This window comes from Bradyrhizobium sp. Pa8, assembly GCF_052588265.1.
Genome location: NZ_CP176767.1, coordinates 1,493,087 through 1,514,480, shown reverse-complemented (window position 1 = coordinate 1,514,480; position 21,394 = coordinate 1,493,087). Strand labels below are relative to the sequence as shown.

The 21,394-nt window shown below is 60.2% G+C and carries 18 protein-coding genes; 6 read left to right on the top strand and 12 right to left on the bottom strand.

Annotated features, from left to right (window positions below; translation table 11 throughout):
• Nucleotides 1-4: 4 nt before the first annotated feature.
• Complete coding sequence (locus tag ACKWRH_RS06965; protein ID WP_445219877.1) at nt 5-1,192, top strand: hypothetical protein; 1,188 nt, start codon at nt 5-7, stop codon at nt 1,190-1,192.
• A gap of 155 nt (nt 1,193-1,347) precedes the next feature.
• On the opposite strand, the gene ACKWRH_RS06960 is transcribed toward ACKWRH_RS06965, so the two are convergent.
• The 11 genes from ACKWRH_RS06960 to ACKWRH_RS06910 form a co-directional block, all read right to left on the bottom strand.
• The gene (locus ACKWRH_RS06960; protein ID WP_445219876.1) at nt 1,348-2,646 is read right to left on the bottom strand and encodes a DUF5623 domain-containing protein; all 1,299 of its coding nucleotides are present in this window, start codon (nt 2,644-2,646) and stop codon (nt 1,348-1,350) included.
• Between the two features lie 809 nt (nt 2,647-3,455).
• A complete protein-coding gene (locus ACKWRH_RS06955) occupies nt 3,456-5,444 on the bottom strand; it encodes a hypothetical protein (protein ID WP_445219875.1) in 1,989 nt (662 codons plus the stop codon).
• Nucleotides 5,445-5,469: 25 nt separating this feature from the next.
• Nucleotides 5,470-6,114, bottom strand: coding sequence for a hypothetical protein (locus ACKWRH_RS06950; protein ID WP_445219874.1), 645 nt, complete (start codon nt 6,112-6,114; stop codon nt 5,470-5,472).
• A complete protein-coding gene (locus ACKWRH_RS06945) occupies nt 6,068-7,423 on the bottom strand; it encodes a hypothetical protein (RefSeq protein ID WP_445219873.1) in 1,356 nt (451 codons plus the stop codon). The genes ACKWRH_RS06950 and ACKWRH_RS06945 overlap by 47 nt, the downstream gene beginning before the upstream one ends.
• The gene (locus ACKWRH_RS06940; protein WP_445219872.1) at nt 7,416-8,054 is read right to left on the bottom strand and encodes a hypothetical protein; all 639 of its coding nucleotides are present in this window, start codon (nt 8,052-8,054) and stop codon (nt 7,416-7,418) included. Before ACKWRH_RS06940 ends, ACKWRH_RS06945 begins: the two co-directional genes overlap by 8 nt.
• A 129-nt stretch (nt 8,055-8,183) precedes the next feature.
• Entirely contained in the window at nt 8,184-9,383 is a 1,200-nt protein-coding gene (locus ACKWRH_RS06935) for a Wadjet anti-phage system protein JetD domain-containing protein (RefSeq protein ID WP_445219871.1), read from the bottom strand.
• A complete protein-coding gene (locus ACKWRH_RS06930) occupies nt 9,380-12,880 on the bottom strand; it encodes an SbcC/MukB-like Walker B domain-containing protein (protein WP_445219870.1) in 3,501 nt (1,166 codons plus the stop codon). The genes ACKWRH_RS06935 and ACKWRH_RS06930 overlap by 4 nt, the downstream gene beginning before the upstream one ends.
• Entirely contained in the window at nt 12,877-13,242 is a 366-nt protein-coding gene (locus ACKWRH_RS06925; RefSeq protein ID WP_445219869.1) for a DUF4194 domain-containing protein, read from the bottom strand. Before ACKWRH_RS06925 ends, ACKWRH_RS06930 begins: the two co-directional genes overlap by 4 nt.
• The gene (locus ACKWRH_RS06920) at nt 13,229-13,429 is read right to left on the bottom strand and encodes a hypothetical protein (RefSeq protein WP_445219868.1); all 201 of its coding nucleotides are present in this window, start codon (nt 13,427-13,429) and stop codon (nt 13,229-13,231) included. The genes ACKWRH_RS06925 and ACKWRH_RS06920 overlap by 14 nt, the downstream gene beginning before the upstream one ends.
• On the bottom strand, nt 13,419-14,834 hold the full coding sequence (locus ACKWRH_RS06915; RefSeq protein ID WP_445219867.1) for a Wadjet anti-phage system protein JetA family protein: 1,416 nt from the start codon (nt 14,832-14,834) through the stop codon (nt 13,419-13,421). Before ACKWRH_RS06915 ends, ACKWRH_RS06920 begins: the two co-directional genes overlap by 11 nt.
• Nucleotides 14,835-14,902: 68 nt before the next feature.
• Nucleotides 14,903-15,103: a hypothetical protein gene (locus ACKWRH_RS06910; RefSeq protein ID WP_445219866.1), complete on the bottom strand. Its 201-nt coding sequence runs from the start codon at nt 15,101-15,103 to the stop codon at nt 14,903-14,905.
• Nucleotides 15,104-15,296: 193 nt separating this feature from the next.
• Between ACKWRH_RS06910 and ACKWRH_RS06905 the strand changes: the two genes are divergently transcribed.
• Both ACKWRH_RS06905 and ACKWRH_RS06900 read left to right on the top strand, forming a co-directional pair.
• Nucleotides 15,297-15,842, top strand: coding sequence for a hypothetical protein (locus ACKWRH_RS06905; protein ID WP_445219865.1), 546 nt, complete (start codon nt 15,297-15,299; stop codon nt 15,840-15,842).
• Between the two features lie 86 nt (nt 15,843-15,928).
• Nucleotides 15,929-16,660: a metallophosphoesterase gene (locus ACKWRH_RS06900; RefSeq protein WP_445219864.1), complete on the top strand. Its 732-nt coding sequence runs from the start codon at nt 15,929-15,931 to the stop codon at nt 16,658-16,660.
• Here the strand turns inward: ACKWRH_RS06900 and ACKWRH_RS06895 are convergent.
• Nucleotides 16,585-17,007: a ParB/Srx family N-terminal domain-containing protein gene (locus ACKWRH_RS06895; RefSeq protein WP_445219863.1), complete on the bottom strand. Its 423-nt coding sequence runs from the start codon at nt 17,005-17,007 to the stop codon at nt 16,585-16,587. The two genes, ACKWRH_RS06900 and ACKWRH_RS06895, sit on opposite strands and share 76 nt — an antisense overlap.
• 349 nt (nt 17,008-17,356) lie before the next feature.
• Between ACKWRH_RS06895 and ACKWRH_RS06890 the strand changes: the two genes are divergently transcribed.
• From ACKWRH_RS06890 to ACKWRH_RS06880, 3 genes are all read left to right on the top strand, one after another.
• Nucleotides 17,357-18,484 carry a hypothetical protein gene (locus ACKWRH_RS06890; RefSeq protein ID WP_445219862.1) on the top strand — a complete coding sequence of 376 codons (1,128 nt, stop codon included), beginning with the start codon at nt 17,357-17,359 and terminating at the stop codon, nt 18,482-18,484.
• Nucleotides 18,485-18,666: 182 nt separating this feature from the next.
• Nucleotides 18,667-19,704, top strand: coding sequence for an IS110 family transposase (locus tag ACKWRH_RS06885; RefSeq protein ID WP_445216676.1), 1,038 nt, complete (start codon nt 18,667-18,669; stop codon nt 19,702-19,704).
• A gap of 636 nt (nt 19,705-20,340) precedes the next feature.
• Nucleotides 20,341-21,294 (top strand): hypothetical protein, encoded by a 954-nt coding sequence (locus ACKWRH_RS06880; RefSeq protein WP_445219861.1) that lies wholly within the window; start codon nt 20,341-20,343, stop codon nt 21,292-21,294.
• Nucleotides 21,295-21,394: the final 100 nt, after the last annotated feature.

The following is a 21,394-nucleotide window of genomic DNA, read 5'->3' as shown; positions in this document are numbered from 1 at the left end:
AGTCGTGCCTGCTTGTACAAATGTGGAAACGTGGCGTGCCAGCACCTCATCCGAGGTGGCCGAATTCCTGAAGGCAAGCAAGTCGCCCGACAAGCGCACGAGAGAAATACTAGCCGTACGCGCAAAATTGAAGCCGGTCGATGTTTACGCTTACCTGAGAGCCCGCTTTGGGAAGCCGAACGGCTTTCAAAACTTGCTGCGCAAAGACGATAGCGACAATATTGTTCACTGGGATTTCCAGCTTAAGGCCGGCAACGAAGACGTTTACATTTGCGGACACCTTCGCGAGGTTCACATACTCGTCTCTGAGAAATTATCCGATGAGGAATGGAAAGAGCTCATCAACGCAATTAAATCCGATTTCCGCCGGGTCGCCAAAGAAAAGTCTGGGATTCTAAAGAGTTTTGAGAAGTACATTCTTTTTCAAAACAAGTACGCCGCAATAGCGAACCTATGCGCCGATCTGCATGCAAGCATCGTAGATTCTCCGGACCCTATTGAGACGGTCTATCCTGACGATTCAAAGGAAAGCCTGGACGCATCTCGAAAGTCATTCGATGAAAACTCTCGGCGCATCGAAAAGCTCTTTGGCGATTGCCTGAAGCTGCGGCTACTGATGCCCGTCATGGCAGAAGCCTACATCAACATGCTCATTCTCACATTCTGCAGGAGCGCCATTCGTGACGACAGACGCGCATACGACACTTTTCTGAGAACCAATGTTCCAGAGCGTTTGGAATTGCTCAGCGTAAATTGCGATGGATTTGCCAGGACTGTTGACAAGAGTGTTCCAGGCTATGCGGAATTCATGACGATTATCAATCGTAGGAATTTCGCATTGCATGGCAATGTTGATCCTGTCCGAGAGCCTATCGAGGTCGTTTATTTCGAAGAGCGGCGACCACTGTTCGTCCAACCTGGGAATAGTATCGACCTGCTCTTTGACTACATGGAAGCCCAAGCCGATCCGAGCGCTCTATTGGCGGAGTATGAGCAACTGCATGGCTTTCTGGTAGCGATGACTGATTGTCTTGTCCCGCGCAGCAAGCGCTTTTTCGAACAGGTGATCAGCGATGCCTATCCCGGGTTCCGGGTCGATATACGACGCCCTACACGGCTGTTTCCCGATCACTACGTTTGGAGCGGTTTCCCGGGAATGCGCTATGATGACCAGCTCGATGTCGAATGGTGATTTTTAGCTCATAGTTAATACGCGCCCATCGTGACAAAGCCGGGACATTCCTGCGGACTACTATGATGGCGACATCCGCGATGATCGTGTCGGGAGCATCGCGCCATCTACTGAAGCGAACGCGCCTGACCAGATTTGGTCAGGCGCGCACTTATTTATCTCCATGCACGAAGAGAAACGGTCGCGAGATCCGCCTTCTTCAAGAGTGCGCGCAATGGCGAACATTCGGGATAGTACCGGGCAAGCGTCGCCGCCACCTCAGCGAGGCTGGCGATGTGCCGGTCGCGGCCTGCGGGTGGTGCTGCGAGCGGATCATCCTTCGGCAGTTCCTGATAATAGAGGCCGAAAAAGACCTCGTCCGATAACTCGTTGCGCTTGTACTCGCACTGGACCCAGTTATCGAGTTCGCAGCGAATGGCGTCGACCCGCCGATAAACACCCGCGCGCTGGCGTGTATCGACCAGTACGGATTTCAAAAGCCGTCCAATAGCCTGGTGCCCCTCAATTGGCATCCGTGCCTTAGGCCGGCGGCTCGGGCCGGACGGGAATATGGCGTATCCAACGGAGCTGTTCGCGCCGCGAGGTCGCTCGGCTTTCGGCGTAGCCGCTTTTGCCTTGGTCTCGGCCAAGCCGCCCGGACTGATGAATTTCGGCAGGAAAGCCCTGGACTCGCCATTCCAGTCCGCAACCACGATGGGGGCAGGGGCTTCGGCGAGCTTCGACATGATCGGCTGCAGCGAATAGCCTTTCGAGGTATCGGCCGTGAGGAAGAGGGATGATCCGCCGTCGGGGCTATACATGCCTTTCCAGGGCGCGGCAGCCACCGTCCAGCCATGCCGCGTGGCCCACTGCAGCTGCTCAGCCGTCACATCGCCACGGCTATAAGGCTCGTTCGCCCGAATATAGGTCTTCGCGGCGGGATCGAACCATGCGCTATCGTGGTCGGATCCGGGCATTCGGTTCTGGAACTGCCCCCGCGGGAAGGAGCGCTTGGCCATTGATGGGACCAGACCCGTCGCGTCGATGAACTGGAGGGTGCGCGCCGCGGCACAGGCCGCGGCCTGCGCTGCCTCCTTGGACGAAGCGGTGTAGGTGTCGGCGATATGGTCGGGGCCTTCGCGCCGCATGGCGATCAACCCGCGCGCCGCCTTGTACTGCGCCGGGCTTGCCAGCGCATCCAAGCGCTTGCTGGCGAACATCCTGAGGATTTCGCGGCCGGTCAAATTGGTTGCCCGGTCGCGCCACGGCACTGAGATATAGATTTCATGTGCCGCTCGCGGACGCTTCGCATTAGCACCCAGGCTGCGAAGCGCATGCTTGAAGTTTTCGCAGCCAGCCGCCCTGGACGCCATATCCAGCGCGGCACCGTGCTTCAGGCCATTTGCCTTCTTGAGGCGCTTGGCGAGTTGCTTAATTCCCTCGATAGAGGATGGGCGAATTTGATTGTTCGACACGTCAAGTCTCCCGGCCCTTAGCGAAGCGTCGCCCGTCAACCACCTCTCGGACCCGACATGACATGTGGGAACGATGGATCAAAGCAGTGCCTCAACGGCTTCGCTACGACGGGCGGCAGGCTCCTGCCGGGAGCCAAATCACACCATAGCAGAATATCGAATGTTTTGAAAGGGCGGGACTGGCTACATACCACGATCGGTGGCATGACTGCCGCCCGAACCGTTGAGAGCAAGGACGCTTTCGCCTGGGTGCTTGCGATGGTGTCGGCGCGCTTGTCTGCGACCCGGGATACATTGAGCCATTTACTTCAGAGGGCGGCCAATTGGTGGCCTAGCTCGGCTCGAGCACACCACCTCTCCTAATCTGTTCGAAAGTTTCCCGAACTTCCGGGGTTGGTACGACGCATAACGTTCGATATGTATCCAAGAAGGCCCACCAACCAGAATGCGGGTCTGGATTCGGGCCGCCGCCGCCGTCATTGTCGGACGGGTCGCCGCCTATTTCTGCAATAATATTAAACGGTTGGCGAAAGTGTGCGGACACCGAAAGGAGTGACTCGTTTCCTCTCTAAGAGTGACTCGATTTCCCCCTTTAGAAGTGACTCGATTTTATATCACTGATGTCGCTCAGCTATTCCGCCTGATTTTTTCTGACGCCCCGGCGCGAGCGCGCAGGAGTCGATTTTTTCGACTTGGCGCGATGTCAAATGCGCTCGCCGCCCCCGATAAGAGTGACTCGATCCCCAGCTTTGAGATTTAAGAGTGACTCGATTTGCTGCTCGGCCATCAGGTCGCGACCGCAAATCCAGCTAGGTCGCGCCCTTCGCGGGCTTCTTCGCCGGCGATTTACGTCGACTAGGCTTCCCTGGTTTCGAATTGCCGCCTTGATTGCGCTTCCGCCCTCTCTGCGTAGCGACTGCAGGCGAGATCCGGTTACCGGGAACCTTCACCACCATCACGCCGCGACGAACGCCGTCATCGAGGAAGTCGCCTACTACCGCCGTGCATAACGCGCTGATGTGCTGTCCAACGCTTTGGCTCCTCGTCAGATCCAGCGCCATCAGCATTCCCAAGGGGACATTCGTGTTCTGGTACGCCGCGGTCTGCTCTCCGTAGTTCTCGAGCAGAGCATCGAAGGAGCAATCGTCCGACTCCCGCTTGATCTCCGTGATGATCCGGACGCGACCCAGATCATGAAAGACATCCGCGCGCCCCGCAGCCACCCCCCTTACCTCGTCATGCGTGCCCAGCTTCGAGCTATGAAGGAATCGCAAATAATCCTGCTGCAACTCCTTCTCGAGGGGCGCGCTACCATCCGCGTTCTCGAACAAGTAAGCGCCAGTGGGATCCTGGGCCGCCGTCGCGTCGAGGCGGAATTCAAGAAAGAGCAGGGTCTTCAGGGCGAGCGCCAGGAAATCCGCTCTGACCTCCTCATACTGCGCGAACGTCTCCACTTCCGCGAACTCGATCCTCACGGACTCGAGGCATTCCATGATCGCGTGAGAGATCTTGCTGCTCTCGATCTCATGGATTCGAGCTACGGCTACAGCGGCCGCATCGAACGCGCCGAACTCCTTGGCCCTTCCTTGTAGTGCGGCGAGCAGCGGGCTTCCGCTCGTCGCATCAAGAGGGTTTGGCGGCTGCTTTCCTGCGATATAGTCGTCGACGAGACCTACCAGCTCGGCTGCTGCCGCCGCCTTTTCGGACGTCGCGTTCTCAGACAGCCACCGCCGCAGCGCCAACGCCTGCGCCTGGTTGTGCAAGAGGCTGGAGTGGATGCGGGGGGATACGATTGCCTCGACTCCGCCGGCCCGCTGCCCTCCCAGGATCGTCCGGCTCGCCGTGTACACGGTGAGCAACTCTTCTTCGATGATCTTGATGCCGTCGAGCCAGACGGCTTGGTCGATCTCGTCCGCGAGGCGCGCCAAGCGCATACCAAGCGAAGCCCACGCGGCGATTTGAGCACCGCGCGATCCCAGCAGAGGATTGTCGTCGGATCCGTACACGTAGGCGGAGTGGGCGAACGCTTCTCGCTTCAGCGCGGCTACCCATTCGCGCATCTCAGAGGCTGGACGGCGCTGGTAGAAACCTTCGAGCAGACCGATGGCTATCGAGAAGGCCTTCGCATCGGACCTAGCCTCCCTGGCCGCAGCAGCCGAGTCGAACGAGACGCGCGCGACGCCCATCAGCTCTTTGGCTCTCGCCGGGTCTTCCTCCTTCAGCGCCTCGCCGACGTTGTACAGACCTAATTCGAAGTTCGCATCGTCCGCCGCTTCCTCGACCTTAACGACGTCCCTCAGAAATTCGAGAATTCCTTCGTGAGGCTCTTCGGAATGAAGAAACCCACCGACCCTGGTCGCGTGCGCCAGGTAGAATGGGTCGTCGTCCAGACGCGCGCTCGCAATTGCCGATGCAAGCCTTAGCGCCCGGCGAGCCTTGTTGCGTTTCAGTATGAGGGCGCCCATAAGCGAAGCCGTGCGCACGGTGACGGTGGCGCTGCCGTCTTGAGACATCTTCAGCCAGTGGTCGAAAATTCCTTCCTCCAGATCATCTGACAGCCGGTTTGCCTGAATCACTTCGACAATTGAGTTGAGCCTGAAGTCGTCTTCAACACGCGCTATCACCTGCGCCGAGAACTGCTGAGCTGACGGCTCGTCACCTGCCTCCTCTAAGGCGATCTCGACGAACTCGGCAGAAAATCTGCTGGCAGAAATCTCATCGACCGCCGCGGCAACGACGGAAAGTCCGCCGAAGTCAGCCAGCGTCGGCGAATGCCCCCGCTCAAGCAGGGTCGTCATGGTCCGCTCTAGGGGTTCCATCGCGTCACCAGAGATACTCGTCGCCCTCAGCGTAGCGCAAGTTGCTGCAAGGGACACGCTCTCGGATGGCCGGCTTGTCGATACCGGTAATGAAAATCTGCAGATGAGGCAGCTCGGTCGCGAGTTCCGCCAAGCCTGCGATCAACTTCTCATAGTCCGGCGCCACCATCTCGTTGGCGCCGGGAGAGTCGACGAGAAGCAGACCGGGATGACGACCAACGCCTTCGGTCTCGGCGATCTTGAGGATCGCAAGCGTGGCCGCTACCTTGAGACGCACCTTCTCACCGGCCGTTTGGGCCAAAAAGCAGGATTGCTGTCCTCCCTTAACAAGCTTCATGCGCGTGGCGCCATCGATAGAGAGCCTTTCGAGGTTCTCGATACCAAACCGCCTGGCATAGTCGGTCGTTAGTTCGGAAACCCGCGCCAGTATCGCCTCTTGATTTGGTTTCATCAGATCCTTGGCGACGGTCTCCGCCGCCGAGAGGATGTCACGATCGCCGCCTTCGATTTCGCGAGCCATGGCCACCGGACGGCGGAGCTCCTCAATCTGAGCCTCCAGCCTGATGCAGTCACGTTCGGCTTCCAGGTGCGGTTGCGGATCTTCAACCGCCTGCTCTGCCTCTCGGCATGCGCGCTCCGCCGCAAGCAAACGCGTCTCCTGATCGACAACGTCCCGATCGGCAGACTGCGCGCGATCGTCTTGCGCTTCCCACTCGGACTTCGCCTCCGCAACCGCGCCAGCGAGCCGCTCCTCTTCGGCGGCGACGAGACCCTCGGCCTGCGGCCTGTCCGGCGTGCCGCAAACCGCACATAGATGCTGCTCCTCGGTTTTCTTCCGATGCTGTTCCGTGATCACCTCGTCGCAACTCGGACAGCACTCCGGTTTCAGCGCTCGAAAGATGACCTGCGTCTCTCGATTCCTTGAACTCGCGGAATTCGCGCCGGGCGCGATCGTAGCTTTCCTTTGCCGCCGATGTGTCCGCATCGACCGCCGTTTTCACAATCTTCAAGCGGCGCAACTGCTCTTCACACGCGGCATATCTGACGTTTGCGGCCTGAACCGCTTGGCGCAATTCCCGCGCGCCCGGCTTCGACTGGATCCGCTTCCTAGCTTCCTCCAGGCTTTTCTCCAGCTCGGCGATCCGCGCTTCGGCCTGCGTGCGGACACGCTTCTGCATCTCGTCAGCCTGTCGTGTCTCATGGTTTAGCCGACCGACCACCGCGGTCAGATCATTCCGCGTTCCCACCAAGGGCATGCCGACGAACATCTGCATCATCCGCAGCGGCATCGCGGCCAGTGGCATAGATCCAAACAACGCACCGGGATCAGGCTCGATCGTCATGGCGGTCGACAGCCAAGGCCAATCGTGATCCTGGTCGACCGATTTCCCATCGCGCACGGTGTGGTTTGTGAGCCGTTCTAATCCGAGTTCACTCATGAAGAACGCGGACATCACCTCTTCGAATTCGTCCTCCGACGCGAACACGCGAACCGGGATTTCCCGCTCCTCGTCGAACCGGATCAACTTGCCCTCGGACTTCACGGCATCCGTGAGGCGAATCTCATATGACCGCTCGTCGAGGGTGAACTTGAGGCTTACGGTGGCGAACCACTCCTTCATCTCGGACGGGAGAGACCGCCGTCCAGTTAGACACCATCTTATGATGGAAAGGAGCGTCGTCTTGCCGCGCAGGTTCCGACCCGACAAGATGGCATGCAGTCCGGGCCCGAGATCCGTCCACTCGAAATCAATGGGCGTCTGCGCGCCCACCGATTTCCGCCCCTTGAAGAGGACCGACCGAATGGCCAACCTTCGCGGGATCGCGATTTCAGCCCTCGGCTTGATGTTGTAGCGCTCCAGGACTTTCTTGACGTCGTCGGAGGTCCGCTTCGACTTCGACGCGATGCTATCGACCCAGTCTCCGCTCGTCTCCTTGGCCTTCCGCCGCTCAGCCATTCGCAGCCTCCAATGCATCGGCAAGACGCTTGCGAACGCGTTCCGCGATCGTGGGGATCAGATCTCCGCGCCTGGTTTCATGATATTCCTTCTGCTCATGCTGCCGCTGCTTCAGGGCTCCGCCGGCCCTGCCGTCGGCCATTTCGAGCACCAGCCACACCCGGGATTCGTACCAGCCGAATTCCGGCAGCTCGGCAACGATCCGCTCGACGAGCTCGAAGGCCGCTCTGCTCACAAGGAAATCGCGGTGATTGGCGACCTTTCCCAGCGGCTTCGTCCTGGGGGTCACCAATCCGCGCGCCTTCAGATGAGCAATTGCCGTATCGATCGGCTCATACGCTCCGAAATAGTTCCGCAACATCGGGACGCGGCGGAGATCCGGCTCTTCATCGTCGAAGATCCGGCGAGCCGTATCGAGATATCGTCTCGCCCCAGTCGCTTCATATTTGGTGAGGAGCTCGTCGGCTAGGTAGTCGGGATAACGAATCCAGAAATCGAGCGCCTGAAGCTTCACTTCCCCGTCAAACACGCCGACGTCGTTCGGGAAATTTTCATCCGAAAAGGAATCGCCCCCTCTGACCAAGATGAAGAGGAGCCTAAGTGCATTGCGATAGTAGTCTGCCTTCGCCATCGAGGGTGAGTTCGGCCATGGACAGGGTTGACGCGCCGTTTACGTGAGCTTTCAATCCACGGATCTCATGGGTTGAATCGCAACGCAAGCCCTCCATGCGTCGTATCGAGGATCCTAAAAACAAACGGCTTAAGACACTCCGCGCGCCGGCGGCGCCGGATCCAGAGCCTCCTGCTCTAGGTGATGCACATTCGACCCGAACGACAACCACCCGGCCAAGTCTCGGATCGCACTGTCAGACTTCGCGATCGAAGCCAGGCTCGGATCGGCATCTGCCGGCTGACCCGATTTCTCAGCCAGCGGCTTGGTCATCAGGTGCGGTCTCGGCCCGCGGGGTAAGTTTTCCTCAAGGTACCGGAAAATGCGCACCCCGCCGACGTCGACATCCCCCCAGTGAAGGAAGGGCACGTCGGCCGGCAGGCTCGTCAGCACCTTCGAAAGAAGCTCGACGACCCCCGCCGCTGGAAAGCCGCCGGTGTAAACGACCATGCTGCCGTCCTCGATCTCCCGGACTTGCCGATTGAAGCTCGCATAGTTCTCGATCGTCAGGATCGTCGTCGGACGCTCCATGACCGATAGCTGCTGCAGCATCTCTGGATGAATGGACGCGAACGGCTTTGCACGACCATCGACCAAGCGACCGTCAGCCGCCTCAACGGCGACGGGCCCCCTCAGATGAACGGGATGACTGAAGCGTTCGAGCCCGATGTGCGTCCAGATCACATCGGCAGCCGCGCCCGGCTGCCCGATCCGGACGCCGAGAACGGCGGCAAGCCGCGAAGCGTGCCTATCGAAGGCCTTCGTGTCGTTCGTCGCCTTTTTAGAGAAGGTTCGTGCGTCCAGTCCTCTGGCCTCCTCCCGCGAGATGGACGCCAGCAGCCTGAAGAACTCCTTGGCTGCATCGGCTTGGCCGGCCGTCAGGCGATAGGCCGCCTCGCTGCGGGCCCATCTAGCCGTCATCTCGTCCAACAGGGTGGCGACCCATGGCTCTCCGGTCGCCGCGACCTGGAGCAGTTCGTCCCTAACGCGTTGCGCGGTCGCTGGCGCTGTCGGACGTCCAAGGTGTCTTGCCAGCAATTCAGCGTCGCGAACGCGGACCCGCTCGATCAGGTGACTCCGATCCCTCTTGCCCCACTGCACCTCGACAGCGCTGAACCTCTCCGCCGCCGCCATCAAATCGTGAAACCGGCTCACCTGCTGCGCGGTCGACAGCCCGTCGTACTCCGGAGCCGCGGATGCCGGCCTTAAGCGATCAGGATTGCGTTCGCTCCGCTCCAGCAGCCGTTCGAGGAACTCGATCCCAGCATCCGTTGTGCGAACGTCGGTCATTCAGCGGCCTGGTCCCGCGGGATAGCCTCAGCCTTCTCGGCCGCGATCTGCTCGGATTTGAATACGTCGAAGCCCTTGCGGTAAGGGTCGATCGCAACGATCGCGTCGCGGGCCTTGTCGGTCAAGAATTCGGTGTCGATCATCACCTGGTTGCCCAGCCGATTCACGTTTACGACGGTGTCGACCACTTCCATGAACACGTGGCGCTTTTCGTCTGGTGTGGCCAACATGACTTGAAGCCCCAGAGCCCGCATGAACTCCGAACACTGGCCGATCGCCTTCGTATCCAACCGATTGAACGCCTCGTCGAAGATCGCGAGAGACAGTCCGCTCTCCCCGGTGCGCCGGTTCTGGTATGTGGCGGCCAATGAGGCACCGATAGCGATGTAGAACGGCAACTGACCTTCGCCGCCGGATCCCGTGCCCGCACGGCTCGTCAACGACGACCGGATCGTGCCCTGGGCATCCTTGATATAGAGCTCGAAATTGAAATACTTGCGCGGGTCCTCGATATCCTCCGTCCGCGCCTCCGGATTCGACAGGATCTCCTCGATCTGACGGACCGCACGCATCATCGGGGAATTCGCGTCCCCGCACCGGTCCCCGAAGAGCGGCAGGTTGAATTCAGGCTTTCGAGATTCTTCGACGAGCTCGATCATGTCGACATGAGTCGGCGCATCGAGCGCTTTGAACGAATAGTAATCTCGCCCGTGGAACTGGCGATCCTCCAGATGACGATTCAGCTCCTTCAGGGTGTTTCGAATGCCCATGAAGGCGTCATCCAACCGATGAAGGAGATCGTCTCGGAATGCCGAGGTCATCTCAGTCGCGGCGTTTCGGCACTGCTCCTCATACTGGACCAGCTCGTGCCCATCGAGCCGCTCCTTTTCGGTCGCCGCCCACTGCTCGACTGCCGTCGGCGTCGCTTCTTCCGCGGTGAACGACGGCACTACATGGAAATCCTGACCGTGCTTGTTCATCGCGTTGGTCATTTCGCGCATCAGGCTGGATCGCCTTGTCGTAGAACGAGTCTCCCTGTCCGCGGTCAGTCCGTCAATGCGGTTCGGTATCGCTTCCGTCGCAATTCCTGCGACCTCCGGACGGTAGTCGCGCATAGCTGTGGATTGCGGGAAGTCTTGACGCATCTGACGCGCACGGTCGCGTCGGGCTGCGCGCGCAGTGACGCGGTTCTTTTGCATGTAGTCATCGTACGCACCTTCGGCCTTATCTCGCGCACTTTTCACAGCATCAAAAGCCTTTTGCGTCTCTGTCCTCTTGCGGCCTGCCCCCTCGACTTCACCCGTAAGGCGCTTCAGATCGGCGACGAGCTTGGGATCGCGATTGCGTTTGGCATCCTCGATGTTTTTCCCGATCTCGGCGAGCTTGCGGTCGAAGGCAGCCAGGTCGGCGCCGCATCCGGAGCAAGTCAGATCGGCTTCGATCGTCTTTTTGAAGCGCGCGAACATTTCCTCGAACAGCCGTGCCTCTTCTTCCAGCCGGCCAACTTCGCGCGCCCGCTCAGCGAGCTGCAGCGTAAGGTCATTTCGCTCGATCTCGAGCTGCTGACGCATTTGCCCCTGTGTGGCACGCCCAAGCTTGAGGTGCTCGGGTTTGGGAAGCCGTCGGACCGTCCGCCCGCCTTGCATCATCCGGTCGGGAGTGATGGCGTTCTCGGCGGCGACCATCCTGTCCATCGTCTCCACCATCATCAGCCGGCCAAGCCTGTAGTTGAGGAAGGCCCGCGCATGCCGGTTTTCCGTGCTGATAATCTGCGCCAACGAGCCCTTCTCAGCGGGTCGCGTACTGTCGGTCTTGGTCGTGTTGATGACCTCGGCGTGTTGGAACGAATATTCGCCGCCTTCGCGGTAGATCTCCAGGGCGCGGACGGCCCGGCCGGGTTCGACGATCAGCGCCTCGCGGGAACGACCCAGGACGGCCTCCGCCGCCATTCGCCATTTGTCGTCGCGGATTTCCACCAGATCGCACAACGGTTCGGCTTCGATGCCGTGCGATCGAAGCTGATCGATCAGATCCCGGGTGCCGCGCTCGATAGGGCTGAGCCCTTGGTCCAGCCGCTTCAGATTGCTGTCGATCTGGTCGATGCGATCCTGAAGGTCCTTGGTCGCAACTCGGGCGGTAAAATGCGCATCCGAGAACGACTTGCGGACCGCGGCAAGCCTCTCCTGGTCGACCGAGAGAAGCGCCGCATCGAGGTGAGAGGCGCTATCCTTCCAGTCGCCCGGTAATGGCTTATCCCATTCTAAAAGTGGCGCCCTTCCTCGGGCGACGACGACCGCGCTTAACAGCGCATGCAGCAGGTCGTCGCGACGAACCAGTAGATTGAGTTCGACGGCCTTCTTGATCGAAGCGATAAGACCATCGATGTCCTTGATCGGCGCCATGGCGTTGGCGCGCTGGCTCATGGTTGCGGTCTTGTCCGACTCGTACATCTGGGCAAGCTGTTCGGCGTCGCTGGTTCTGATCGACAGCTCGACGGTCTTATGCTCTGCCTCGAGCGTCGCATGTCGGGTCGCGGCCGCGGTCGCCTCGACTTCGGCCTTTCCTGCGGCGCTCCGGAACTGCGCGATAGCTTTTTCCTGGCGTCTGGCCTCCCGGCGAAACCTCTCCCATTCCAGGCGCGCTATCTGCCAGCTATTGGTCGCGATAACTCTCTCGTTTTCGACGGCGCGGCCGACGATGCGCAGGATTCCGGCGAGGCTGGCGCTCTGCGCCCTCAATTCCTCGATGCGGCGGGTCAATGACCGCCAATGTTCAATACCGCGCCGAAGCCTGTCGACCTGGAGAGGCTGAACGTCGAGGACGTAGTTCCGGACGAAATCCGTCGGATTGTCCACCGGCTTCAGTAGCAGCGCGTTCCGGAATGCCTTCTGGAAACGCCGCGGGTCGAGTGGGAACCCTGCCGGCGATAAGGCTCTGAGCGATTCCGCCACGAAGTCGGTCGCGCTGGAGAACGCGTCGTCGACCTCGATATGCCGGGTGCGCAACGCGGTGCGGACGGCGTGCCACTGCAGCGTCTCGACCTCGTCGTCGCCGACCGCCGCGAGGATGTCGTCCATTGTCATCGCGCCCTTTGCGATGAAGCGCGCTTCACAGGATTCGTCGCTTCTCGAGGCCGAAGCCGAAAAAGCCACGCCCAGGCTCACCGCCGAGCCGTCGTCCAGATCCTCGAAGACCAGGATGATGTAGGTGTAGGCATGCTGGCGCGTCGGCTCCGACCGCTCGCCCTTCTCGTCGAGCGAGACAACGCCGAGGCAGTAGTCGCGTAGCGTCCGCTTGCTCCTGACGTTGCTTTGGGCGCTCGGATTGAAGCGGATGCTGGCCATACTTGCGCCCGAGAGCACAGTCTGCACGGCGTCGATGATCGCCGACTTCCCCGCACCGTTCGGGCCGATGATCGCGGTCATGCCACGCAGGTCGACCTGTTGCGCCCGAAACAAATACCAATCGACCAGGATAATGCGACGAAGTTCGATCACGCCTGCACCTCGCTCGCGGCGTCGGTCTTTGCCGTCGCCGGGGTGGAGCGCGACACGAACTCTTCGAGGGACCCGAGCGTGTCCTTTGAGACCACGATCGGTAAGGCGGGCCGCAGAAACAGGGTGAAGTTCCTGTCGTCCCGATCGTCAATTCGGACGAGGCCTCGCTGTCGGAAGCCTGCCAGGATTTCCTTCACCCTTCCGAAATTTGGGCGTTCGCGATGCGTGCGATCTTCGTAGATCTGCAGAATCTGCTCGCTCTCGACTTCCACCTCGCCGAATTCCCTGGCCTCGAACCGCGTAAACGCCTCTTCATAGTGAAGCCGCAGCACCAGAAGGAGGAGACTCTCATCGAGCTTCATGCTCTGACGAGGCGGCAGTGTGGCGGCGGAGCACTTCATAGGGGGGCTTCATCCCCCAGTCGTTCTCATAGATGAACTGGGCGCGCCAAAGCGCCTGTGCCGCCAGCCGCAATTCCTCCTGCAATACGTCGCCGTCTTGCCCTTCGGAGTCCGCGTCGTCGACGAGTTTGGAGAGATCACGCAGCATCGGCTGTGGTCCTCGTTCTTTCGATCCGGAAGGCGGTCACGTCGATCCAGTCGTTGGCGGTGCGCCCCTCGTCGAGCCTGATCGTGAATTCGCCAAGTCGCACAGAGCGGCCGACCGCAGCCAGATTCGGGAGGGCCCGGTAGGCGAAGAGGTCCGGAATGCTCTCGATCTCGATCTCCGCGGACGACACGGCGTCGCGGCCCTGCATCTGCCGCCGGGCGAACTCGAGCAGCCTCTGGTCGGAGACGCGCACCATCCGGTCGAATTCGGTCGTGGCCTCGACGTAGGCGCGGAGATAGGGATCCTGCTTCGGCACCTTGAAGCGCGTCCGCTCGGGCGGAGCCTTCGGCGGAGGCGGGGTGTACAGTGCGAGGGACGTGATGGGCAGACCGACATCCGGCGACCTCAGACGGACCTCGACCTCGTCGCTGCCGATCTTAGAGAGCTGCTCGATCAGCCGAACGATCCGCTCGGCGGAGCCTTCTCCCATGACGTCCATGTAGTGGACGGTCGTACGGATGCGGCGTTCGAGCCGATCGCGGAAGTCCTCGATCTTGTCCATGAACGGCCCGACGTCCTCGAATACGCTCTTGATCTTCTCGATCTCGGCGATGACGCGTTCCTCGGCTGCGGCAACCGTGGCGCCTGCGGCCATGACGCCCTGCTCGATGTAAGCGCGCGCGATTTTGCCAAGCTGATTGGCGTCCGCGAGCATGTCGCCGGCGAGCGTCGCGATCGTGCGGCGATGACGGTACGGATTATTGGACGTCTTGAGCTGCTTGTAGTCGGCTATCAGGAGCCCGTCGACGAAGTCCTGGAAGAACGTGCGAAGGATGGCCGCCGCGTTCGGATTGCCCAGAATGCGGTCCTCGATCTCGCGCATTCCGGCCAGGATGCGGCGCATGCTGCGGGCGAACCGCAATGCGGTGTCGTGTGCGTTGGCCAAGCCTTGGGCCATCGTTTCCGGTTCACGGTGCGCGGCCTCTAGGTTGTTCTTGACGTCGACCACGGCGCCTGCGACGCGCACGCGGCTGTTGCCGAAGTCGGTGATCGCCCCGAGGACCATGAAAGCGTCCGGGTTCATGTCCACGTAGGTTCGCCATTTTTCGGTTTCTTCCGTGAGCCAACCGGTATCGCGCAATCGATAATAGGCCAGGTAATGGGCCTGGCTTGTGGTCTGATCCTCTTCAGGATCGCCTTCCGAGAGATCGCCCATCGATCCGATGCCGAACTCGGAGAGCCCGATCTCGATCTGCTTAACGATCTCTTCCCTAAGCGGCGTCTCGAGAATGCGCGCGGAATAGACCCGCTCATAAAGGCGCATCAGTAGGCGCGAATAGACGTGCTTCTTCGGCCCGGACAAGGGCTTGAAAAGGGTCTCCGGAAGATAACCAAACAGCTTCATCTAAGCAGCCCTCGGCTCGCGGATTGAACCGCGGCGACTGCGCAACCGCAAGGAAAAACAATGGATTTTCAGGATATTCTCTTCGCTTTCCTTCGCTTCAGAAATTCCCTTGCGGCCTGCTCCATCACGTCCCACGCGGCTCGGTGCTCGTCGATACCTACCTGCTTAATGTCGGCGATCACGTCCGGATGCATCATCATCAGGACCTGAACTCTGTCTCCGATCGGAGTTCGCTTTCCCCGCTTCGGCGCCTTCTTCTTCCCAACCATTCGTCCATCCGCTGCGCGAGAGCCTCCCAGACCATAGGGCCTAGGCGGCTCCAGCGCCACCAACGACGGCCGGCCGTCTTATATAAGATTGGCGTCGTTTCTTATATAAGAAGAAGGTGCTAAGCCCTTGACTCCAGCTGACCTTGCTGCTTTGAATGTTCCTATTTCGTTCACGGTAGTGTTCAGGTCGTTCATGTCGGGCAGCGTCGGAAACTGGAAGGTCGAGCTCATCGAGGTTCACCGCGACCTCTTCGCCCCTTCCTGCGATCACGTGTTTTCGGCCCAAGGCGCCCCGGAGTGCGGCCCCGGTTGGCATGATCTGCTTGGCCGGCTGTGCGCCCGCATCCGGACCGCGATCCGGAAGGGCGGCACGTTCAAGTTCAGCCAGATCAAGGAGAAGTACGGCACCCTGCGGGTCTATTGGGATGGCAGACTGACTCAGGATGCAACCATTCGCGTCGAAGAAGCCATCGCGCTGGCGGAAGCCCGCAGCGCGACCTGCTGCGAGTTGTGCGGCGAGCCTGGCCGGCTACACGGCAGCGACTGGCTGACCACCCGGTGCGCGGTGCACGCCGAAGGTCGGCCTCCCGTCGAGGTCAAGCCGGGGCTCGAGAACATCTACATCGTCAGCTACGTCGCCGGCGACCGGAGCCAGGTCACGTGCCGCCGCTACGACCGCGACACTGACACCTTCACGGAGGTCGATCCGGCCTCCCTCGGTCGAGGAGTAGCGCCGTGAGGCTTTGGCCCATGTCCGACCTCCACATCGAACTCACCCGCGGCTGGGACCTGCCGTCCGGAGACGCGCGGCCAGGATTCGACGTCATGATCGTCGCCGGCGACCTGATCCCGCGTATGGAGCGCGGAGTGAAGTGGTTGCAGGATCGAGTACCAGACAGGCCGGTGATCTACTGCAGCGGCAACCACGAAGCTTACGGCACCGACATCGACCGCACGTTCGAGAAGGCCAAGGCGGCCGCGGCCGGCACGAACGTGCACGCGCTGGAGAACGAGACCGTCCGCTTCGGCAACGTGACCTTCGTGGTCTGCGCGCTCTGGACCGACTTCGCGCTGTTCGGAGATCAGCCCCGGGAGATGGCGATCGCGGGGGACCGCATGAACGACTTCAAGAAGATCCGGACCCGCCGCTACGCTCAGCGCTTCCGACCCTCACACGCACTGACCCGGCACCGGCAGTCCCGGGTCTTTCTTGAGGCCGAGCTCCGCAAGGATCGGCCCGGTCCCCTTGTGATCGTGACCCACCATGCCTGCCGGCGCCCAGAGGTGCGCCTGTCGGACCCGCCAAAGCCGGACGAGCTCCTGACCGCGGCATTTTATAGCGACCTCATGGACCTGATGGTGCCGGCGCCAGACGACGGTCGCGGCGCCCTGCGGCCCGCAGACCTCTGGCTCTACGGGCACACCCACGAATCCTTCGACGCCGTGATCGGCGAGACCCGCGTCGTGAGCAACGCGAAAGGCTACGGCCCGTGGCTGCCGCGCGAGCGCACCTGGGACAATCCAGATTTCAACGAGAAGCTCATCATCGAGATCTGAAAGGGGCCGACCATGATCTCGGTCGCGTTGTGCTCGACATCCAGAATGCACGGGATCGGCTCGTCCTTCTTGATCTCCTTGCGCGTCACGCGAAGCAATTGCGCAAGGCGGCGGCCTTCGCCTGCCTTGACCAGAAAATTGCCGGTCGGTTTGTCTTTGGGGCCGAGTTCGGGCTCGATGATGGGAAATTGCAGCATGCCGAGTGCGGCGATGCTGGCGGCGAGCGCTTCGATCTCCGCAGGCGTGTGCGGCGTCTTTCGTACATTCTTCGGCGACTTCTTCAACTTGCCGAGCGGCACCATCACGATGTTGCGGGCTTCGGCGGGGATGTTCTTTCTGTTGCTCATGGTTGTTCTCCTAGTTGGCAGGGGTTGTGCGCGGCAAAAAGCCGCCATAACCCCTGCCTCGCGGCGAGCAGCGGGTGCGCAAGGCGCAAGGGTTAGGGATCTTGCGCAGCAAGATTTTTGGGGGGACCGCGCGAAGCGTGGGGGAGCCAAAACCCGGAGGGCCTGCCCCTGCGCCGCGCGAGGGCGGCGCCCCAAGCCTCACGCCGCGGCAGCGGCACGAAATGCCTCATGGCATAAAGCCCCGGTCGCCTCAAGGAGGGCTTTCCAGCTCTGATCGGAGGGCGGTAAAGTACGGCTTCGTGGAGCGGCTGTTGTGTCCCAATCGCCGCACTCTTGAGCGGAAATAGACTTGCAGAAATTTGCACTCGAGCAGATCGACGAAATTTGGCGACGGCAGCAACAGCGCGAGGCCGAGCGTCGCGAGAGAATTCGTGTCGCCGTGGCCGAGAGCGCGGCTCCACTGCCGGAAGAACTGGCGGAGGTAGTGATCCGGTTGAACGATACGCACACTCGTGCCATCCTTCGCGAGCACAAGGGATTTGCACTTGCGGAACGTCGCGACTCCTACCGCACGAGCCTCTCAATTCTGGAACAATGCATCCAGGATCTGCTGGTTGCGATCGATTGCTTTGAGACAGCCGCGCTCTCGGACGACTCAGGATATTTCAGCCCAGGCGGGGAGAACGACTCGGGCAGAACCGAGCGCCGGATTCAAAAAGAGCTGTTCGCTACCGCGAATGCCGCGGCCTCGTTGGTTGATCATGCGCGCAGGGTCCATAAGCTGCATCCGATGCTGGACTACGAAACGACGCGCATCGCATGTTTCGGAGCGGACGGATTGCATGAGTTCGTGATCGGCCTTCGTGTGGCCTTGCACCACCTCCATGCGGTGACAGCCGGCTGGAACATCGTCCGGAGCTTTTCCGAGGGCACCAGCACCGCCACCTTCGTTATTTGCAAGGCTCTACTGCTGCGGGTACTTGACGCCTATGCAGACCGTTTCGGTAGTGGGCGCAAAGCTATGCAGACCTACATCGACGCGTCGCCCGAGCAAATTGACCTTCGTAACGTTTTTCTCGACTATCGCGCGCGGGCGATGCGGTTTCATGGCTGGATGAGCAATGAACTCGGGTCAGATGCGCTCGTGGCACTACGGGACTACGACGCGCTTATTCGGCGCAAGATCAATGCCGACAAGCTCATGTTCTGGAAAGCCATGATGGGAAACTGGCTTCGCAACTGGAAGACGCCGCCAGATCCGCACAAGCATCTTGCCCGCTATCTGACGCCAACGCAGCTCGAAGAAGTGTACAGATTGCCGCGCAATTCGAAAGAGCAAGTCGATTTGGTGATCAAGTATGTCGATAGGGAGAACGCTATCGATGACGACTTGCGCAATCAGGCCTACGAACTGTTCGCGCGCTCACCAACCGTGGACGATGTACCGTCAGCCTCTTGCGATGGTAACGCACCATGAAGGTGCTCGGCGTGCGCCAAAGGCGCATCGCCCACCTGAAATGGCACCCGGGCCGCGTGAGCATAGCGACCCGAAGGGGCATGCGGGACGAGTGCAGCGACGAGATGAAGTAACCGGGCACCGACCTCTCGGGCGCATAATACGTCGATCGATTCGCCCAACAAGATGAGCTGGAGATCCTGATGAATTACTTCGCTGGACTCGACGTGTCTCTGAAGCGCACCGCGATCTGCATCGTTGATCGAGATGGAAATATCGTCCGGGAAGGAGTGACGGATACCGAACCCGAGGCGCTAATTTCCTGGCTGAGAAATACCCGCTTCGCTTTGCAGCGCATTGGGCTAGAAGCCGGCCAATGTTCCTCCTGGCTGCACAAGGGGCTTTCGGAAGGCGGATTACCCGTCATTTGTGTTGAGACCCGGCACGCAAAGAGCGTGATGCAAGCCCAAACTGTCAAGACGGACCGCAACGATGCTCGTGCGCTTGCGCAAATGATGCGAACAGGGTGGTTTAAGGCGGTTCACATCAAATCTGAAGACAGCCAAAAGCTGCGCGCGTTGATGGGCAGTCGCCGGTGCCTGCTCGACAAGCAACGCGACCTCAACAATCATATTCGGGCGGCACTTCGAACCTTCGGATTCAAAGTGGGGCTTATCGGCCAAAGCCGCTTTGAAGAACGTGTCCGCGGGCTGATCGTGGCTGATGGAGATTTACAGGCCCTCGTCGTTCCATTGCTCGAAGCCCGGCGCATGCTCGGCGAACAAGCACGCGTGTTGACGCGCCTGATTGGGCGCCTGGTTCGGAGCGATGCTACTTGCCGTCGGTTCATGACGGTTCCTGGCGTTGGTCCCCTGACAGCTTTGGCATTCAAGACGACTATCGATAATCCAGGCCGCTTCCGTAAATCACGGCATGTTGGTGTCCATCTTGGACTGACCCCAGGCAAATACGCGTCGGGAGAGGTCGATTACAACGGGCGCATCACCCGGTGCGGCGATGCCTTTGCTCGAGAACACCTCTTTGAAGCCGCGCACTCATTAATGGTCAACACTAAACGGTGGTGCTCGTTGAAGGCGTGGGGCATCCGCATCGCTAAGCGTAGTTCAATGAAAAATGCGCTGGTAGCCGTGGCTCGCAAGATATCCGTCATCCTGCACCGTATGTGGTGCGACGGCAGCGACTTCCGGTGGGAAAGATCGGAGGTCGCAGCGGCAGCCTAACATCCGAATGCACTGATCAGCAGAACACGGCCGAAAGGCTGTCAAGGAGTCCGGTAGGACGAGGAATGGCGAGGGTGATAACCGGTCTGCAGCGCGAGCAAATCGCTCCGCGACTGCGTCCCCGAGATGGTCCCGCCACTTCTTCACGAACATCATCATGAGGCGGGGATCCCGACCTCGAAGAGAAGCGCGATCGCCGGATAGCTTTGACACCACGGTAGGTTCGGAAGGCACAACCACAATGCGGTAATTGGATCAGATTTCGTACTTGACGTCTCAACCCCGGTTAGAGAAGACCGGTTAAAGCGGCACCCGGGAACGCGGCAGTGATAGCGATCGCCGCAGGCGAGCCGCTTTCCCGAGTGCCCCCGGCGAGACGCACATCAGATCTTGCGCGATGGGATCGTGACCGAAGGCCGAGGCGAAGACTCGGTGGGCGCAACCCATAGAGCCCGGTCCGCGCAGCGGACGCGCCATCGGGCTGCTGGTTCGCAGCTTCCAAATCGCGGCTCCCCACCGGGTTTTCCCGAGCACGAGGTATCGGCGGCAGGAACAATTTTGGGTTGAAGCCACTCATAGGTCTTGCGATCAGCCAAGCAAGAGGCAAAATGCCTGTGCCCATCCCGGAGGGGAGCGATGATGTCTGCGCATCCAAAGCCGCCCGTTCCACGGCAACCGGCCTCCCCTGCATTTTATGCGGTGGTCGCACTGGTTGCGGCGCTGTTAGCACTTGTCGTGGGGAATTATCTGGTCAGCCACCTGGACACGCTGGCGGCGAACGCCTTCGGAGACCAGGCCTACTACCTGCTGCTGCTCTTTCTGGCACTCGTCTGTGCCGTTGTCCTTTTCGGCGTATTGCGTTCGATCGGTTCGGTAAAGGGACAACTCTACGGCACAGTGTTCGAATTTGGCGGACCGGCGGCGATGTTCGTGTTTGTCATTCTTGCAGGCGGCCTTCTATTCAAGGGAAAGCAGACCGATTTCCCATTGACGATCAAGCTGCGCGCAGATGACCAGCAGACCATGGAGGGCAAGTTTGGCAAAGATGCCATCGTAAACTCGTCGCTCTTGATTGACCTCGGTCCACTCACTCAGCCCGTCAAACTAAATGGTGATGCGGTCGGAGAAATTCAGATCATCCCATTCCGCTTTCGAAAGACGCCTATCGGCGTCAGTCTCGACTCGAAGTCCTTCGTATTCAAGGAGCCGAAATCCGCTTATCCAATTCCGGATGACGCCGTTCTGACCCTCATCGTGGTGCCGAAGCCAAAAAAGACAATACAGGCCCGCGTGCAAAGCTCTCAGCTTTTCCGAATAACATCGGGAGGCACTTCTGATGGTCACAGTCCATTCTGCCAGCCGCGAGCTGTCCGAGGATGCGTGCTTCCGCAACACGGGGGAAAGCTTGTTCCCGGCTCCGGCAATGTGGTCGATCTCCAACGGAATAGCGACCGAGGGAAGTTTCAGTTGGCCATTAATACACCGGATCAGATATGCATGGATTTCATGTCAAGCACGGGCGCATGCGAGACGGAGATCTATGTCCAGGGATATGTTTCCGCAGTCGAGGAATTCGAAGACAAGAGCTAGCCCGCCCGCCATGTCCTTCGTCGTCGTTTCCGGCCCCCACATCATGCCTGCGAAGCCGAAGGGTCTGGACGCGCGATCGGAGCATTGCACCTGAATTGCC